Source organism: Pantoea sp. UBA5923, assembly GCF_002431095.1.
GTDB classification, from domain to species: Bacteria; Pseudomonadota; Gammaproteobacteria; order Enterobacterales; family Enterobacteriaceae; genus Pantoea; species Pantoea piersonii.
The window spans coordinates 2,427-20,101 of the sequence record NZ_DJDN01000055.1; the positions used below are offsets into that span (position 1 = coordinate 2,427).

14 protein-coding genes are annotated in these 17,675 nt (G+C 57.7%); 9 read left to right on the forward strand and 5 right to left on the reverse strand.

Features of this window, described 5'->3' with window-relative positions:
- Both B3797_RS13155 and hemA read right to left on the reverse strand, forming a co-directional pair.
- Window positions 1-711 (reverse strand): peptide chain release factor 1 (locus B3797_RS13155; RefSeq protein WP_311791313.1); only part of this gene is annotated, 711 nt, incomplete at its 3' end.
- A gap of 43 nt (window positions 712-754) precedes the next feature.
- A complete protein-coding gene (gene hemA, locus B3797_RS13160; RefSeq protein WP_311781600.1) occupies window positions 755-2,011 on the reverse strand; it encodes a glutamyl-tRNA reductase in 1,257 nt (418 codons plus the stop codon).
- Between the two features lie 216 nt (window positions 2,012-2,227).
- Between hemA and lolB the strand changes: the two genes are divergently transcribed.
- The 3 genes from lolB to prs all read left to right on the forward strand — a co-directional run bounded on the left by lolB (window position 2,228) and on the right by prs (window position 4,790).
- Window positions 2,228-2,851 (forward strand): lipoprotein insertase outer membrane protein LolB, encoded by a 624-nt coding sequence (gene lolB / locus B3797_RS13165; RefSeq protein WP_311781601.1) that lies wholly within the window; start codon window positions 2,228-2,230, stop codon window positions 2,849-2,851.
- Entirely contained in the window at window positions 2,848-3,705 is an 858-nt protein-coding gene (ispE, locus tag B3797_RS13170; protein WP_311791314.1) for a 4-(cytidine 5'-diphospho)-2-C-methyl-D-erythritol kinase, read from the forward strand. The genes lolB and ispE overlap by 4 nt, the downstream gene beginning before the upstream one ends.
- Before the next feature lie 137 nt (window positions 3,706-3,842).
- A complete protein-coding gene (gene prs / locus B3797_RS13175; protein ID WP_006118899.1) occupies window positions 3,843-4,790 on the forward strand; it encodes a ribose-phosphate diphosphokinase in 948 nt (315 codons plus the stop codon).
- Between the two features lie 60 nt (window positions 4,791-4,850).
- Here the strand turns inward: prs and ychH are convergent, their stop codons facing one another.
- Window positions 4,851-5,120 (reverse strand): stress-induced protein YchH, encoded by a 270-nt coding sequence (gene ychH, locus B3797_RS13180; protein WP_311781603.1) that lies wholly within the window; start codon window positions 5,118-5,120, stop codon window positions 4,851-4,853.
- Between the two features lie 262 nt (window positions 5,121-5,382).
- Here ychH and pth point away from each other — a divergent pair, with 262 nt between their 5' ends.
- From pth to dcuR, 4 genes are all read left to right on the forward strand, one after another.
- Window positions 5,383-5,970 (forward strand): aminoacyl-tRNA hydrolase, encoded by a 588-nt coding sequence (gene pth, locus B3797_RS13185; protein ID WP_120452265.1) that lies wholly within the window; start codon window positions 5,383-5,385, stop codon window positions 5,968-5,970.
- Window positions 5,971-6,074: 104 nt separating this feature from the next.
- Entirely contained in the window at window positions 6,075-7,166 is a 1,092-nt protein-coding gene (gene ychF, locus B3797_RS13190; RefSeq protein WP_311781604.1) for a redox-regulated ATPase YchF, read from the forward strand.
- A gap of 430 nt (window positions 7,167-7,596) precedes the next feature.
- Window positions 7,597-9,210 carry a sensor histidine kinase gene (locus B3797_RS13195; RefSeq protein WP_271152035.1) on the forward strand — a complete coding sequence of 538 codons (1,614 nt, stop codon included), beginning with the start codon at window positions 7,597-7,599 and terminating at the stop codon, window positions 9,208-9,210.
- Complete coding sequence (gene dcuR / locus B3797_RS13200) at window positions 9,207-9,926, forward strand: two-component system response regulator DcuR (protein WP_120452253.1); 720 nt, start codon at window positions 9,207-9,209, stop codon at window positions 9,924-9,926. The genes B3797_RS13195 and dcuR overlap by 4 nt, the downstream gene beginning before the upstream one ends.
- Here the strand turns inward: dcuR and B3797_RS13205 are convergent.
- Window positions 9,907-10,881: an FAD:protein FMN transferase gene (locus B3797_RS13205; RefSeq protein ID WP_311791315.1), complete on the reverse strand. Its 975-nt coding sequence runs from the start codon at window positions 10,879-10,881 to the stop codon at window positions 9,907-9,909. The genes dcuR and B3797_RS13205 overlap by 20 nt on opposite strands.
- A 101-nt stretch (window positions 10,882-10,982) precedes the next feature.
- The gene (locus tag B3797_RS13210) at window positions 10,983-13,760 is read right to left on the reverse strand and encodes a flavocytochrome c (RefSeq protein ID WP_311791316.1); all 2,778 of its coding nucleotides are present in this window, start codon (window positions 13,758-13,760) and stop codon (window positions 10,983-10,985) included.
- Between the two features lie 578 nt (window positions 13,761-14,338).
- Between B3797_RS13210 and B3797_RS13215 the strand changes: the two genes are divergently transcribed.
- Window positions 14,339-15,847 (forward strand): anion permease, encoded by a 1,509-nt coding sequence (locus B3797_RS13215; protein ID WP_311782240.1) that lies wholly within the window; start codon window positions 14,339-14,341, stop codon window positions 15,845-15,847.
- A 155-nt stretch (window positions 15,848-16,002) separates the two neighbouring features.
- On the forward strand, window positions 16,003-17,649 hold the full coding sequence (gene fumA / locus B3797_RS13220; RefSeq protein WP_311781607.1) for a class I fumarate hydratase FumA: 1,647 nt from the start codon (window positions 16,003-16,005) through the stop codon (window positions 17,647-17,649).
- The last annotated feature ends 26 nt before the right edge of the window (window positions 17,650-17,675 follow it).

Genomic DNA, 17,675 nt, shown 5'->3' on the forward strand with positions numbered 1-17,675 from the left:
AACGTGCTGACCGCCCGCGCCCGATGAGCGGAAGGTATCGATTTTCAGATCGGACGGATTGATATCCGGCAGCTCCGCTTCCGGCACTTCCGGCATCACCGCAACGGTACAGGCGGAAGTATGGATACGTCCCTGGGATTCGGTTTCCGGCACGCGCTGCACGCGGTGACCGCCCGATTCGAACTTCAGACGGCCATAGGCACCTTCGCCAGTCACGCGCGCGATTACCTCTTTATAACCGCCGTGTTCGCCCTCGTTGGCGCTGACGATCTCCACGCGCCAGCGGCGGGCTTCGGCGTAGCGGCTGTACATGCGGAAGAGATCGCCGGCGAAGATCGCCGCCTCGTCGCCGCCGGTGCCGGCGCGCACTTCGATAAAGCAGGCGCGTTCGTCATCAGGGTCTTTCGGCAGCAGCAGGACCTGCAGCTGCTGCTCAAGCCGCTCGCTCTCTTCGCGCGCCTGCTGCAGCTCTTCCTGCGCCATATCGCGCATTTCCGCATCATCCAGCATCATCTGGGCGGTTTCGATATCTTCCTGCGTCTGCTGCCACGCGCGGAAACATTGGGTAACGTCGGTTAGCTGGGCATATTCACGCGAAAGCGCGCGGAAGCGGTCCTGATCGGCGATTACGCTGGCATCGCCCAGCATCGCTTCCACTTCTTCGTGGCGCTCCTGCAGCGCTTCCAGTTTGGCAACAATAGAGGTTTTCATGTCGTGATGGGATTCTCGTCACAGAGGGCAACAGCCCGGGAGTCTACTCGAGACCGAGGCTGTCGCGAAGCAATTGCAGGCGTTCAGTGTCGCCGTCGCGGGCGGCCTGCTGCAGAGATTTGGTTGGTGCGTGAATTAAACGGTTGGTCAGCTTATGCGCCAGCTCCTGCAACACTTTTTGCGGATCTGCGCCCTGTTGCAGCGCGGCCAGCGCGCGAGATTCAAGATCGGCGCGCACGCTTTCCGCCTGAGAGCGGTATTCGCGAATTGTCTCTACCGCGCTCTGGGCGCGCAGCCAGGACATAAATTCGCCGCTCTCCTGCACCACGATGCTTTCGGCCTGTACGGCGGCGGCTTTGCGCTGCGCCATATTTTGCTCGATGATCGCCTGCAGATCGTCAACGCTGTAGAGATAGGCGTTAGGCAGCTTGCCCACTTCCGGCTCGACGTCGCGCGGCACAGCGATATCCACCAGCAGCATCGGTTTGTTGCGGCGCGCTTTCAGCGCACGCTCCATCATCCCTTTGCCGATAATCGGCAGCGGGCTGGCGGTGGAGGAGATAACGATATCGGCGTCGACCAGGCGCGCATCGATCTCAGCCAGGTCGATGACTTCTGCGCCTACCTCTTCCGCCAGGCGCTCGGCGCGCTCGCGCGTGCGGTTGGCGATAATCAGCTTCTGCACTTTATGCTCGCGCAGATGGCGCGCCACCAGCTCGATGGTTTCACCTGCGCCAACCAGCAGCACATTCACCGTCGACAGGGATTCAAAGATCTGGCGCGCCAGGGTACAGGCGGCGAACGCGACCGACACCGCGCTGGCGCCGATTTCCGTCTCGGTGCGCACCCGTTTGGCGACCGAGAAGGTTTTCTGAAACATGCGCTCCAGTTCGCTGCTCAGCGCATGGCCACGCTGCGAATCGGCGAAGGCTTTTTTCACCTGGCCGAGGATTTGCGGTTCGCCCAGCACCAGCGAGTCAAGGCCGCTCGCTACGCGCATTAGATGGCTTACCGCCGCATTGTCCTGATGCCAGTAAAGACTTTGACGCACGTCCTCTTCATTGAGATGGTGATAATCACACAGCCAGCGCACCAGGCGCTCCTGCAGATCCGCCTGCTGTTCTACGCTAAGGTAGAGTTCAGTGCGGTTACAGGTAGAGAGAACGACGCCGCTCTGCACCATTGGCTGGGAAAGCAGGCTGTCGAGCGCCTGTTCCAGCACGTCCGGCCCGAACGCGACGCGTTCGCGCAGCGCGACAGGTGCAGTTTTATGATTGATTCCGAGAGCGAGCAGCGTCATGGCGATAAAAGTTGGGTTGTCCCAATAATGTCAGGGTTTTGTGAGGCGCATTCTACAAGATGCGGCAGATCATGAAAAGCCATACAAAGGCTATGACTGTAATAAGATTAAACTGATCGTGCGCAATTTTCCTCTAATCGGCATTGACGGTTTATAAGCGGATCGCTAGCGTTATCTGTTACGAATTAAAAACGTGTCCGAGGAGATGACCACGTGATGACCTTTTCACCACGCACTATGTTGCGCCTTTTGCCGCTGGCGAGCGCCCTGCTCACCGCCTGTGCCGTTCATCAACCGCAGGGGCCAGGTCCGAGCACCACCGCGCCGCAGTGGCAGCAACATCAGCAGGACGTGGCGAAAGTCACGCACTATCAGACGCGCGGCGCCTTCGCCTATCTTTCTGACAAGCAGAAAGTCTACGCGCGCTTTAACTGGCAGCAGACCGCTCCGGACCGCTATCGCCTGCTGCTGACCAATCCGCTCGGCAGCACCGAGCTGCAGCTTGACGCCCAGGGCGACACCGTGCAGCTGGTGGACAACAAAGGCAAGCGCTATGTCAGCAACGACGCGGAGAAGATGATCGCCCAGCTCACCGGCATGGATATTCCGCTCGCCAACCTGCGCCAGTGGATGATGGGCCTGCCCGGCGACGCCAGCGACTATCAGCTAAACAGCAGCTACCAGCTGAAGAGCCTGAACTACAGCAGCAACGGCCAGAAATGGCAGGTAACCATTCAGGATTACGACAGCAAAACGACCCCGGCGCTGCCGGCGAACCTGGAGCTGCGCGAAGGCGACCAGCGCATCAAGCTGCGTATGGATAGCTGGACGCTGCAATGATCACCTCCTGGCCCGCTCCGGCAAAGCTCAACCTGTTTCTCTATATCACAGGCCGTCGCGCGGACGGCTACCACAATCTGCAAACCCTGTTTCAGTTTCTCGACTACGGCGATACGCTGCATATCACGCCTGACAGCAGCGGACGCGTGACGCTGACCACGCCGGTTGACGGCGTTGCCAATGATGACAACCTCATCATTCGTGCCGCAGCGGCGCTGCGCCAGGCGGCGCAGGCCGGGAACAGACTGCCTGCCGACGCCGGCGCGCAGATAGCCATTGAAAAACGCCTGCCGATGGGCGGCGGACTGGGTGGCGGCTCGTCAAATGCCGCGACGGTGCTGGTGGCGCTTAATTATCTGTGGGATACCGGCCTCTCTTTTGAGGCGCTGGCGGAGCTTGGCGTTCAGCTTGGCGCGGACGTGCCGGTGTTTGTCAGAGGTTTCGCCGCCTTTGCGCAGGGCGTCGGCGAACAGCTTCAGCCTGCCGATCCGGCGGAGAAATGGTATCTGGTGGCGCATCCGGGCGCGAGCATTCCAACCCCATTAGTGTTTAACGATCCGCAGCTTACGCGAGACTCGCCAGTGCGTTCGCTGGCGGCGCTTTTATCTACACCCTTCCACAATGATTGTGAGGCAGTAGTAAGAAAACGTTTTCGCGAGGTTGATGAGCTTGTTTCCTGGCTGCTAGAATACGCGCCGTCGCGCCTGACTGGCACTGGCGCCTGCGTGTTTGCCGAATTTGACACGGAGTCCGCCGCTCGTCAGGTGCTGGAACTCGCCCCGAAATGGGTATGCGGATTTGTTGCGCGAGGCGTTAACGTCTCGCCTCTGCATCGCACCCTTTCCGGGCTGTAAGCGCATGTGTGACAGTGTCACCCTGTTCCAGACGCTGCACTCTGTGCATTAACACACCCGTATGAACATGCGCTGCGGTATGCGCCGGTTACCGTAACGCCGTTCATTCTCTGGACGCAAAGCCTGAGGTTCTTCTCGTGCCTGATATGAAGCTATTTGCTGGTAACGCCACCCCGGAACTAGCACAACGTATTGCCAACCGCCTTTACACTAGCCTCGGAGACGCCGCAGTGGGCCGTTTCAGCGATGGCGAAGTGAGTGTACAAATTAATGAAAATGTACGCGGTGGTGATATTTTCATCATCCAGTCCACCTGTGCTCCCACCAATGATAATCTGATGGAACTGGTTGTGATGGTCGACGCGCTGCGTCGAGCTTCTGCTGGTCGTATTACCGCGGTTATTCCTTACTTCGGCTATGCCCGTCAGGACCGCCGCGTGCGTTCCGCGCGCGTGCCAATCACCGCTAAAGTGGTCGCGGATTTCCTTTCCAGCGTTGGCGTCGATCGCGTTCTGACGGTCGATCTTCACGCCGAGCAAATCCAGGGCTTCTTTGACGTCCCGGTTGATAACGTTTTCGGCAGCCCTATTCTGCTGGAAGACATGCTGCAAATTGGTCTGGAAAACCCGATTGTGGTTTCTCCGGACATCGGTGGCGTTGTACGTGCCCGTGCGATCGCTAAACTCCTCAACGATACCGATATGGCTATCATCGATAAACGTCGTCCGCGCGCTAACGTTTCTCAGGTGATGCACATCATCGGCGACGTGGCAGGCCGCGACTGCGTGCTGGTCGATGATATGATCGACACCGGCGGCACGCTGTGCAAAGCGGCGGAAGCGCTGAAAGAGCGCGGCGCGAAACGCGTTTTCGCTTACGCAACGCACCCCATCTTCTCCGGCAACGCGGTTGAGAATCTGCGTAAATCGGTCATCGACCAGGTTATCGTCTGCGACACCATCCCGCTTTCTGAAGAGATGAAATCGCTGCCGAACGTGCGTACCCTGACCCTTTCCGGCATGCTGGCTGAAGCGATCCGTCGTATCAGCAACGAAGAGTCTATCTCGGCGATGTTCGAGCATTAATTCTTTGCTAAATAAAAAACCGGGCCACGCGCCCGGTTTTTTTATGTGCGGTGCAAACCGTTAATGATGCGGCGTGCGGCGACAGCGCTCGTCATAGTGGCGGTGCCAGAAATAGCGGTCTTCGATCTTTTCTCGCCCGCTGACGCGCGCACCTGCCAGCCATAACAGCGCGCCAATAAAGATGCCCAGAATAGCGGCCTGCGCCAGCAGAGCGGGCATCTGGATGCTCGGCAGCTGGTTAAGCACTGAGAAAAAGATGCTGGAAACCATCACGATCAGCCCCACAATCATCATGGCGTTTCCTGCTTTTCGACAATGTTGATGTTTCATAACTCACCTCTGTCCATATGAACAAGCAATTAAAACCGCACGTAATGTTAACCTGCCATAAGTTTAGGCAATGACTGGCCCTGAATTTGCGTCCAGGATCACACAACGTTCACAAACATTGACGAAGCTTTACGCGCAGCAGCTTGATTTCAAAATAAATTAGTTAATCACGCTGCGTAACCAACTATCCCGACGAAGTTTGTTCTCTTTCCTGCCGCGAAGTACACTAACGCCTTTTCCATACCTGAGCAGGATAATCATCGTGAGCAGCATTAAACTGATTGTGGGCCTGGCCAATCCCGGCGCAGAGTACGCCGCGACGCGGCATAACGCGGGCGCCTGGTATCTCGATTTACTGGCGGAGCGCCATAATCAGTCGTTAAAGGAAGAGGCGAAATTTTTCGGCTATACCGCACGCATTAGCCTGGCGGGTGAAGATGTGCGCCTGCTGGTGCCGACAACCTTTATGAACCTCAGCGGCAAAGCCGTGGCGGCAATGGCGACCTTTTTCCGCATTACGCCGGAAGAGATTCTGGTGGCGCACGATGAGCTGGATCTGCCGCCTGGCGTGGCGAAATTCAAGCAGGGCGGCGGGCATGGCGGCCATAACGGCCTGAAAGACATCATCAGCAAACTCGGCAACAACAATAATTTTCATCGCCTGCGTATCGGCATTGGCCATCCAGGCGATCGCAATAAGGTGACCGGCTTTGTGCTGGGCAGGCCGCCCGCCAGCGAGCAGAAGCTGATCGACGATGCTATTGATGAAGCGGCGCGCTGCACCGAAGTGTGGCTGAAAGAGGATCGTCTGAAGGCGATGAACCGGCTGCACGCGTTCAAGGCGAGCTAAACGCCCTGCCCGCGCGATTTCTGTGTATAATGCGCCAACTTTTTTTCGTTTCCGGCAATGCCTGCAAGCAGGCGTTGCACCTCAAGTTAGAAGGGTAATCAACCATGGGATTCAAATGCGGTATCGTGGGCCTGCCGAACGTCGGTAAATCCACCCTGTTCAACGCGCTGACTAAAGCGGGCATCGAAGCGGCTAACTTCCCCTTCTGCACCATTGAGCCCAACACCGGCGTAGTGCCGATGCCGGACCCGCGCCTTGATCAGCTGGCGGAGATCGTCAAACCGCAGCGTCTGGTGCCGACCACCATGGAGTTCGTTGATATCGCGGGCCTGGTAAAAGGCGCGTCGAAAGGCGAAGGCCTGGGCAACCAGTTCCTGACCAATATCCGCGAAACCGAAGCGATCGGCCACGTGGTGCGCTGCTTCGAAAATGAAAACATCATTCACGTCGCGGGCAAAGTGAACCCGGCGGAAGATATCGACGTCATCAATACCGAACTGGCGCTATCCGACCTTGAGACCTGCGAGCGCGCCATTCAGCGCGTGCAGAAGAAAGCCAAAGGCGGCGATAAAGATGCGAAAGTCGAGCTGGCTGCGCTGGAGAAGTGTCTGCCGCACCTGGAAAACGCCGGGATGCTGCGCGCGCTGAAGCTTGATGCCGACGAGAAAGCGGCGATCCGCTACCTCAGCTTCCTGACGCTGAAGCCGACCATGTATATCGCTAACGTCAACGAAGATGGTTTTGAGAACAACCCTTACCTGGATCAGGTACGCGCGATCGCCGAAGCGGAAGGTTCAGTAGTGGTACCGGTTTGCGCGGCGGTGGAATCAGATATCGCCGAGCTGGACGATGAAGAGCGCGACGAGTTTATGGCCGAGCTGGGCCTGGAAGAGCCGGGCCTGAACCGCGTTATCCGCGCCGGTTATGCGCTGCTGAACCTGCAGACCTACTTTACGGCCGGCGTGAAAGAAGTACGCGCCTGGACGATTCCGGTCGGCGCTACCGCGCCGCAGGCGGCGGGCAAGATCCATACCGATTTCGAAAAGGGCTTTATCCGCGCGCAGACCATCGCGTTTGAAGACTTTATCGCTTATAAAGGCGAACAGGGCGCGAAAGAAGCGGGCAAGATGCGTTCAGAAGGGAAAGAGTACATCGTGAAAGATGGCGATGTGATGAACTTCCTGTTCAACGTCTAAGCCTTTTTAATTTACTGCGGTTATCGCCTCTCCTGCGGCGCGATAACGCCTTAAAATCCACGCCAGCGCGCGTGGATTTTTTTATCTGAAATAAAGATTACTGTTTCGCTCTGGCCGAAGCCAGGTCCCCTGCCTTTGCCGACCACCATGTTTACGACGTGATGGGATCGGCGCGCTGGAATATGCAAGGACAGCCCTGAGCGACCATCCGCAGTTCCTCCCTGCCAGACGATACTTGCACCGGTGCTATGTCGGGGTAATAAAGCCTCTTTAGTATGCTGTAACTAAGATAGCAGGCTGCGCCAGGTTAAAAACCTGTGGCAAACCAGCCTGCGCTCCCTGCCCGGCCGCTTTACGCGCCGAATAAAAGCCTTTGCAAAGCCGCAGAGAAAGGGATAATACCCCACCGCTTTCCGACAAAGGACCGACGATGCGCGACACACCGCAGGGCAACCTGACCCGCAAAAAACATATGAAGCTGAGCACGCTCGTCACGCTGATGATCGGTGCGGTGGTGACCTTCGTACTGCTGAGCGTGCATCTGCTCTACTTCTTTCAAATCGGCAACGCCACGCAAAAGCAGCTGGAAGACAAGGCGTTGGCCGTTGCGCGTACGCTGGCAGACGTACCGGCGATTCAGCAGGCGCTTCTCGGATCGCCGAACGCCGACATTATCCAGCCCATCGCTCGCGCGGCGCAGCAGCACAATAATCTGCTGTTCGTGGTGGTGACCAATATGCAGGGCATTCGCTACTCCCATCTTAATCCGGCGCTGATCGGCCAGCATTTTATCGGCGACGATATTAACCCTGCTCTGCAGGGCAAAGAGAACGTCTCAGTTAACCGCGGCTCGCTGGCGGAGGCGCTGCGCGTCTTTACGCCGGTCTATGACGCGCAGCAGCGGCAGATTGGCGTGGTCTCGATAGGCATCTCTCTGGAGGCGGTCAGCGTTCAGATCAACCAGAGCCGCTGGAGCATTATCTGGACCATCCTGATTGGCGCGCTGGCGGGCACGCTGGGCACGCTGGCGCTGGTAAAAACCCTGAAGCGCATACTCTTTGGTCTGGAACCCTGGGAGATCTCGTCGCTGTTTGAACAGCGGCAGGCGATTCTGCACTCGGTCAAAGAGGGGGTTATCGCGGTGGACGCGCATGCGGAGGTATCGCTAATCAACGAGGCGGCGCAGAAGCTGCTGACGGATAACAGCGCCGGCAGCATGGATGACGCCAGCGTTATCCATGCTCAGCTGCAGGAGACGCTGCGCACCGGCCGCGCACGACGCGACGAGGAGCTGAATCTCAACGGCCATGTGCTGTTGAGCAATACCGTACCGGTCTACAGCCAGCAGCGGCTGATCGGCGCGGTCTGCACCTTCAGGGATAAAACCGAAATCACACAGCTTCTGCAGCGCCTGAGCGGCATGGTAAACTACGTTGACGCGCTGCGTGAGCGCTCGCATGAATTTATGAATAAGCTGCACGTCATTCTTGGCCTGCTGCACATGAAAAACTATGCGCAGGTCGAAGCCTATATTTTAAAGACGGCGAACAACTACCAGACTGAGATCGGTTCGCTGCTCGACAAAATTAAGTCGCCGGTGATCGCCGGCTTCCTGCTGAGTAAAATCAACCGCGCGTCGGACAGCGGCCATCGTCTGACGCTGAGCGACGCCAGCTTTTTGCCGGATATCGGCAACGAGCAGCAGATCGCCGTGTTGATTACCGTACTTGGCAACCTTATCGAGAACGCGCTCGACGCGCTCGGCGAGGAAAACAACGGTGATATTCACGTGATGCTGCACTATCAGAACGGCTGGCTGGCCTGTGAAGTCAGCGATGACGGGCCGGGCATCGCGACCGATCAGCTGGATGCTATCTTTGACAAAGGCTTCTCGACGAAAGGCGAAGATCGCGGCGTCGGGCTTTATCTGCTGAAACAGCAGACGGAAAGCCTTGGCGGCAGCGTCAGCGTTGAGTCGGAACCCGGCGTGTTCACCCAATTTTTTGTACAACTTCCCTGGGATGGAGGCAACAAAACCGCATGATCAATGTGTTAGTGGTCGATGATGATGCTATGGTCGCTGAGCTGAATCGCGTTTACGTCGGGCAGGTGCCGGGCTTTCACTGCGTCGGAACGGCGTCGACGCTGCAGCAGGCGAAAGAGATGATCCTTCACAGCGAGCCCGCCGTAGATCTGGTGCTGCTCGATATCTATCTGCAGCATGAGAACGGCCTGGATCTGCTGCCGGAGCTGCGTGAGGCGAAACAGCCTGTCGAGGTGATCATTATTTCATCCGCCGCTGACGCCGCCACCATCAAAACCTCGCTGCACTACGGCGTGGTGGATTATCTGATTAAGCCGTTCCAGTTCCCGCGTTTTGAAGAAGCCCTGACCAACTGGCGGCAAAAGAAATCGCTGATGGATAACCATCTTTATTACCAGCAGGCTGAAGTCGATCAGCTGATCCACGGCAATCCCCCCACCAGCAACGACAGCAAACGGCTGCCGAAAGGGCTGACGCCGCAGACGCTGCGCACCCTGTGTCAGTGGATCGACGCCCATCCCGGCAGCGAATTCTCGACCGACGAGCTGGCGGCGGAGGTCAATATCTCACGCGTCTCCTGCCGCAAATACCTTATCTGGCTGGCGCAGATCAATATTCTCTTTACCAGCATCCACTACGGCGCGACCGGCCGTCCGGTCTATCGCTACCGCCTGCAGCCGGAATATCACTCGCTGCTCAGGCAGTACTGTCAGTAACCAGCCGGTAGCTGTGGTCGTGCAGGCGAAACCTGAACTGGCGCGACGAGGAGCAGATCACCTCATGGTCACGGGTAAGGAATATCGCCTCGATATGGGGCGTATCGCGCAGCGCCAGCAGGCTCTTCTCCACGCCCAGCCCATAGAGCAGCGTGGTATAGATATCGCCGTCGAGCGAGCGGTCGGAGATCACCGTAACGCTCAGCAGCTCATTGTCGAGCGGATAGCCGCTGCGCGCATCAAGAATATGGTGATAGCAGCGCCCGTCTTGCTCGAAGTAGCGCTCGTAGATCCCGGAAGTCACCACTGACTTACCCGCCACCTCAATAACGCCAGTCAGCTCCCCGGCGTTGCCAAATGGCGTTTTCAGCCCCACAGACCAGCCGCGGGTCTGCGGCGGCGCGCCGAGCGTCTGCACGTTGCCACCCAGATTAATAAGCGCCCTTTCCACCCCCTGCTGGCGCAGAAAGCTGCGCACCCGATCGGCGATATAGCCTTTGGCGATGGCACCCAGATCGATCTCCATGCCTGGCTGACGCAGGAACACGCTGAGCCGGCTGGGATCCAGCTCGACCTGGCGCGGATCGGTTAACGTCATCCGCTGTTCCAGCTCAGCGCGCGGCGGCACGCTGTTGCCCTGAAAGCCGATCTTCCAGCGCTTGACCAGCGGGCCGATAGTGAAATTAAACAGGCTTTCCGGCAGCAGGCTGACCTGATGCGCGCACTGGATCAGCTCGAACACCTCGCGGCTGACGCTTATCGCCTCTTTGCCTGCAGCATGGTTGACTGCCATCACCTCTGACTGGGCGCGGTTGACCGTGAGAATATTTTCATAATGGCGGATCAGGCGGAAAACCTGGGCGGCGAGGCTGGCGTTATCGTCAAAGAGTTTAAGCAGAATGGGCGAGCCCATTAGCACTGCGGAATAGGCGTAAACGCCTTCGTCGGCTGACATACTCGCCTCGGCTGTCAAAGTGAACCTGCGGCTGGCGAGGCCGCAGCAAGCAATCCTTCCACGCCCGCTGCGCCACGCCGGGTACGGCTACCAGCAGCAGACTAGCTGCGCGCCAGGGCCGCCGCGTTACGTCCGGCAAGGATACCAAAGATAATGATATCCGCCACGGCATTGCCGCCGATGCGGTTGGCGCCGTGGATGCCGCCGACCACTTCGCCCGCCGCCCAGGCGCCGCGGATCGGCTGTTTATTGCTGTCGAGCACCGCGGTATCGGTATTAATGGTCACGCCGCCCATGGTGTGATGCACCCCTGGCGCCACGCGAATGGCGTAGAAAGGCCCCTGATTGAGAGGATGACGCAGCGCCGTGGTGCGGCCGAAATCCTCATCTTTCTGGTCCACGACAAACTGGTTGTAGCGCGCCAGCGTCTCTTCCAGCGTGGTGTGCTCCATATTGAGTTTCACCGCCAGCTCGCCCGCGGTGGGCGCGCTGATAACAAAGCCCTTGGCGATATACTCATCCGCCGCTTTGTTGTTCGCCCGCACCTGCTCGTCGAAAACCACCCAGGCGCTCTTCTCAGGCAGCGCGATAATCTGCGCGGAAACTTTGTCGCGCGTCTCCATCTCGTTAAAGAAGCGTTTGCCCTCCTGCGACACCAGGATAGCACCGCCGCCGCGAATCGACTCGGAGATAAGATAAGAGGTGGTCTGCTCGACGGTAGGATGGATCTGGATTTCGCCCATATCCACGGTATCCGCGCCCAGCTTCTGCAGCATAGCGATACCGCTGCCGGTCGCGCCTTTATGGTTAGTCGTGACGAAACCATCCAGTTCCGGGCGGTATTTCACGACCATCTCGCGGTTGGCGCTAAAGCCGCCGGTGGCGACAATAACGCTTTTCGCATAGAGGATGCGGCTGTCGTAATACTCATCCACCACCTTCACGCCGGTGACCGCGCCGTTCTCAGTGAGAATTTCCGCGACCGAAGTATCGAGCAGCACTTCAATGTTGCGCTTGTTGATGTTTTTCACCAGGCCGCTGATCAGGTAGCCGCCGACTGCCGAGCGATCCGCAGGACGGTGCGTACGGTCGATGCTCATCCCGCCGGTGATGGTGATATCGTTCAGCTCGATGCCGTGGTCGGCCAGCCAGTCGATCGCCTCCGGCGCCAGCTCGACGAACTCGCGCAGCAGCACCGGATTGTTTTTGTTCTGGCCGCCTTTCAGCGTCTCCTGATAAAAAAGCTCTTTGCTGTCCTTGATGCCTTTCATCGCCTGGAAACGGGTTTCCGCCGCGTTCATGCCCACCGAGGCTTTGATGGTGTTGCCGCCGATGGTCGGCATTTTCTCGATAATCACCACGCGTGCGCCTTCGTCATGCGCCTGGATGGCCGCCGCCAGGCCTGCGCCGCCGCTGCCGATGACCACAACGTCGTAGTTTTGCGGCGCGGAGGGGTTGCCGCCCTCTTCAATCACATACTCTTTGCTGGAAGTAGAAAGCGCGCGCGATACCGCTTTTTTCAGCGCCTCGCTCTGGGTAGTCGCGCCGGTAATGGCATCGACGTGCGGGCTGTTGGCAACCAGAATCCGGTTACGCAGGCTTTCAAAGGTTTCGGTGAAATCGACGTCCAGCGTATCGTCCGGCACCATCGAGATGTCGGTGATACGGTCGGTATCCAGCGTGACGTTGATTTTCAGCTTCAGCGCTTCCGCCTCGACTTTTTCCTGATAGACGCCCGCCTTATATTTGCGGCCCGGCGCGCTGACTTCGCGGATCATCGCGTCCACCAGCGAGAAGCGCCACAGCGGTTCCGGGATCATCAGAGCTTCGCGCTGGGTGCTGTCGATATAGAGGTCAAGGTGCTCATTATTCAGGATGCGATCCGCCCAGTCCGGGTAGGCAATACAGGCTTTACCGATCGCCACCAGGTCGTAGCCATGCTCCAGCGCCTTCTCCGCATCCGCTTTATTCACCACGCCGCCCACGCCAATCACCGGCACCTTCGCCAGCCGCTCAGAGCGCTGCGCAATAAATTTATCGATCAGCGGCGTGGGATCCTGGGTGTCGACGATGGAGGGACGCAGCAGCTGACCAACCGAGAAGTGCACATAGTCAAGCCCGCGCTCCGCCAGTTTCTCCAGCAGATAGAGCGTATCGGCGAAGCGGATGCCGGGCACTTCGATCTCTTCCGGCGAGAAGCGATAGCCGATAATAAAGGTGTTGTGTGCGATGCGCTCCGCCATCTTATGGGCGATATCCAGCACCGCCAGCGGGAAACGGGCGCGATTTTCGCGGCTGCCGCCCCACTTGTCGTCGCGCTGGTTGGAGTTCGGGGAATAGAACTGCTGAATCAGGTAGGTGTTGGCACCGTGGAGTTCGACGCCATCGAAGCCTGCTTTGATGGCGCGGTTCACCGCGTCACCGAATTTCGTGATCATCACCTCGACTTCATCAGCGGTCAGCGCCTGCGGCGTGGTTGCGCCTTCGCGCGGCGCGGCGATAGCGCTGGGGCCGACCGGCGTTTTGCCGCCGATCAGCTCAGGTTCGACCATACGGCCGCCGTGGTAGATCTGTAAGATGGCCGTTGAGCCCTGGGATTTGATCGCGTCGGCAATGCGGGCGAGGCCAGCGATTTTATTGTCGTTGTCGATGGCGATCGCGCCGGGAAAGGCGGGGCCTTTCGCGTCGATAAAGCAGCACTCGACGATAACCGTACCAAGCGTACCGGCGCGCGCGCGATAGTACTCCACCAGCTCGCTGGTTACGGTGCCGTCGTAAAAACCTGTACAGGTGGTCATCGGCGCCATGACCAGACGATTTTTTAATACCGCGCCGTTGGGCAAAGTCAGCGGATTTAAAAGCGGGGTGCGAGTATACATTTAGATTAACTCCGGAAATTAAAAGCTGAAAAATTCTTGCGGACGAGGCTTGCTGGCAATTATTAAAAGGTCCGACTTCATACTCCTAATATACCAGTTACTTTAGATACAAAAGAAATGAATATAGTTATAAAACTTTTAAAGCAGCGGAGTTATTTATTTTGCAAACCTTAATATTTTAGTTATAGTAATGTTAGCGAAAGCGCTGGAAAAATCAAATTATTGTTAATACTAAAAAATAATACAGTTTTTTCAATAACATATTGAAGGCATAATTTACAGAAAAAGGCGCTGTTATCGCTTCTTTTTGATAATAATTTTTCTTAAAAGGGCAATCTGCGTTTTAAAGAAAGCGAGCCCATAAAAAGCCAAACTCACTCTTTGATCCAGATCAAAATTTACTATTTCGGCAGGCGCATCATATAGTCATAGCGCAAAGGTTTATTTAATAAAGTTGTCATCTGAAGACGTTATTCAATAAGGTTTTGCTGCAAGCGTTCTGCGCGCGTTAATTATCAAAAGCGCATCAGCAAAGCCGAGATTCTCTTTTTTATAACTTGCAGACCCTTACTATGAACATGAAAAAACCGCTGAACGAAGCCGCGCAACCTGCGCCCGTCCCGCCGCCGGGACAACATAAACGCTGGCTTATGCTGGCTCTTCCCATCGTGGTCGCCGTACTGCTGCTGCTGGTGCCGACGCCAGCGGGCCTTGAGCCTTACGCCTGGCACTTTTTCGCCATCTTTGTCGGCGTGATTGTCGGCCTGATCTTCGAGCCGCTGCCAGGCGCGGTAATCGGTCTGACCGGCGTGGTGATTATCGCCCTCTTCAGCCAGTATGTGCTGTTTAGTCCTGCCGAGCTGGCGAAGCCCGGCTTTAAGGTTGCCACAGAGTCCTTTAAGTGGGGCGTCAGCGGTTTCGGCAACTCCACCGTCTGGCTGATTTTTGGCGCCTTTATGTTCGCCGCCGGCTACGATAAAACCCAGTTCGGACGCCGGCTGGCGCTGATTTTGGTGAAGTATCTCGGCCGCCGCAGCCTGACGCTCGGCTACGCCATTACCTTCGCCGATCTGCTGCTGGCGCCCTTTACGCCCTCAAACACCGCGCGCAGCGGCGGTACCATCTACCCGATTATCGCCAACCTGCCGCCGCTCTACGGTTCTAAACCCAACGACCCGAGCGCGCGCCGCATCGGCTCCTATCTGATGTGGGTCGCCATCACCGCCGCCTGTATCACCAGCTCGATGTTCCTGTCGGCGCTGGCGCCGAACCTGCTGGCGCTGGCGCTGGTGAAAAGCGTCATTGGCTTCGATATCTCCTGGGGCATGTGGTTTATCGCTTTCCTGCCGCTCGGCGTACTGCTGATCCTGACGATGCCGCTGCTCGCCTACTGGCTCTACCCGCCGGAAGTGAAAGTTAACGATGAAGTGCCGCGCTGGGCCACCGCCGAGCTGCAAAAGCTGGGCAAGCTGTCGCGCAATGAGATTCTGCTGCTGATCTTTGTGGTGTGCGCGCTGCTGATGTGGATTTTCGCCACCGCCTGGATTGAGCCGGCAATGGCTGCCCTGCTGGTTATCGTGCTGATGCTCTGGACCGGCGTGCTGAACTGGAGCGATATCACCAGCAACAAAGCGGCGTGGAACACCTTCGCCTGGTTCGCCACTCTGGTGGCGCTGGCGGATGGACTGGCGCGCGTCGGCTTTATCGCCTGGCTGGGCAAAGAGGGCGGCATGCTGCTGCAGGGTTACGATCCGCAGGTCTCTGCCGTGGTGCTGCTGATCGCCTTTTATCTGCTGCACTACCTGTTTGCCAGTACCACCGCGCATACCACCGCGCTGCTGCCTGCGATGCTGACAATCGCCGCGGCGATTCCGGGCATCAACATGCCGGTGTTCTGCCTGATGCTCTGTACCTCGCTCGGCGTAATGGGAATTATTACCCCTTACGGCACCGGCCCCAGCCCGATTTACTACGGCAGCGGCTATCTGCCCACGAAAGACTACTGGCGTCTGGGCACCATTTTCGGCCTGCTGTTCCTGGTACTGCTGATGCTGATCGCCTATCCGTGGATGGTCATGATGTTCTAAAGCAGGCGACGAGACAGGTTAATAAAGTGTAAAATCTTTTTCCTTCTGCTTACGTCAGCTGCGTCCCGCGCGGCTGACGAAATAACAACCAACAATAGTTGCGGCTGTTCGCCTCGCGCTGCGCGAGCCGACAAGTCCGTGTTAAGTGAGCCGAGATGTCGAATAAACCTTTCTACTATCAAGAACCCTTTCCGCTGTCCCATGATGACACCCAGTACTATCTGCTGACCCGCGAGCACGTTTCCGTCGCCAGCTTCGAAGGCGAAGAGGTGTTGAAGGTCGATCCGAAAGCGCTGACCCTGCTGGCACAGCAGGCGTTTCATGACGCCTCCTTTATGCTGCGTCCGGCGCACCAGCAGCAGGTCGCCTCTATTCTGGCGGACAGTGAAGCGAGCGAGAACGATAAATATGTTGCCCTGCAGTTTCTGCGCAACTCAGAAATCGCCGCTAAAGGCGTGCTGCCGACCTGCCAGGATACCGGCACCGCGATCATTATGGGTAAAAAAGGCCAGCGCGTCTGGACCGGCGGCGGCGATGAAGCCGCGCTGTCGCAGGGCGTCTATAACACCTTTATCGAAGATAACCTGCGCTACTCGCAGAACGCCGCGCTCGATATGTACAACGAGGTGAATACCGGCACCAACCTGCCGGCGCAGATCGACCTCTACAGCACCGACGGCGATGAGTATAAATTCCTCTGCATCGCCAAGGGCGGCGGCTCCGCCAATAAAACCTATCTCTATCAGGAGACTAAGGCGCTGCTCAGTCCCGGCAAGCTGAAGAACTATCTGGTAGACAAGATGATGTCGCTCGGCACCGCCGCCTGCCCGCCCTACCATATCGCGTTTGTGATTGGCGGCACCTCGGCGGAGAGCACGCTGAAAACCGTGAAGCTCGCCTCGACGCACTATTACGATAGCCTGCCGACCAGCGGCAACGAGCATGGTCAGGCGTTTCGCGATCTGGCGCTGGAGCAGGAATTGCTGGAAGCGGCGCAGCAGCTTGGCCTGGGCGCGCAGTTTGGCGGCAAATATTTCGCGCACGATATTCGCGTGATCCGCCTTCCCCGCCACGGCGCCTCTTGTCCGGTGGGGATGGGCGTCTCCTGCTCGGCGGACCGCAATATCAAAGCGAAGATTAACCGCGACGGCATCTGGATTGAGAAGCTGGAAGATAACCCGGCGCAGTATATTCCTGAAGCGCTGCGCCAGCAGGGCGAAGGCGGCGTGGTCAGCGTCGATCTTAACCGCCCGATGAAAGAGATCCTGGCGCAGCTGTCGGCCTATCCGGTTTCTACGCGTCTGTCGCTGAGCGGCACCATTATCGTGGCGCGCGATATCGCGCACGCGAAGCTGAAAGAACGCATCGACAGCGGCGAAGGGCTGCCGCAGTACGTGAAAGATCACCCCATCTACTACGCCGGTCCGGCGAAGACGCCAGCGGGCTACGCCTCTGGCTCGCTTGGCCCGACCACGGCTGGCCGCATGGATTCCTATGTCGATCTGCTACAGTCACACGGCGGCAGCATGATTATGCTGGCGAAAGGCAACCGCAGCCAGCAGGTGACCGATGCCTGCCATAAACACGGCGGTTTCTATCTCGGCAGTATCGGTGGCCCGGCTGCCGTACTGGCGCAGCAGAGCATCAAGAAGCTGGAGTGCGTGGAGTATGCCGAGCTGGGCATGGAGGCGATCTGGAAAATAGAGGTCGAGAACTTCCCGGCGTTTATCCTGGTGGATGATAAAGGCAACGACTTCTTTAAGCAGATTCAGGACAGCACCTGCGCGCGCTGCGTGAAATAAAAAGCCAATGCCCTGTAGAGGGCATC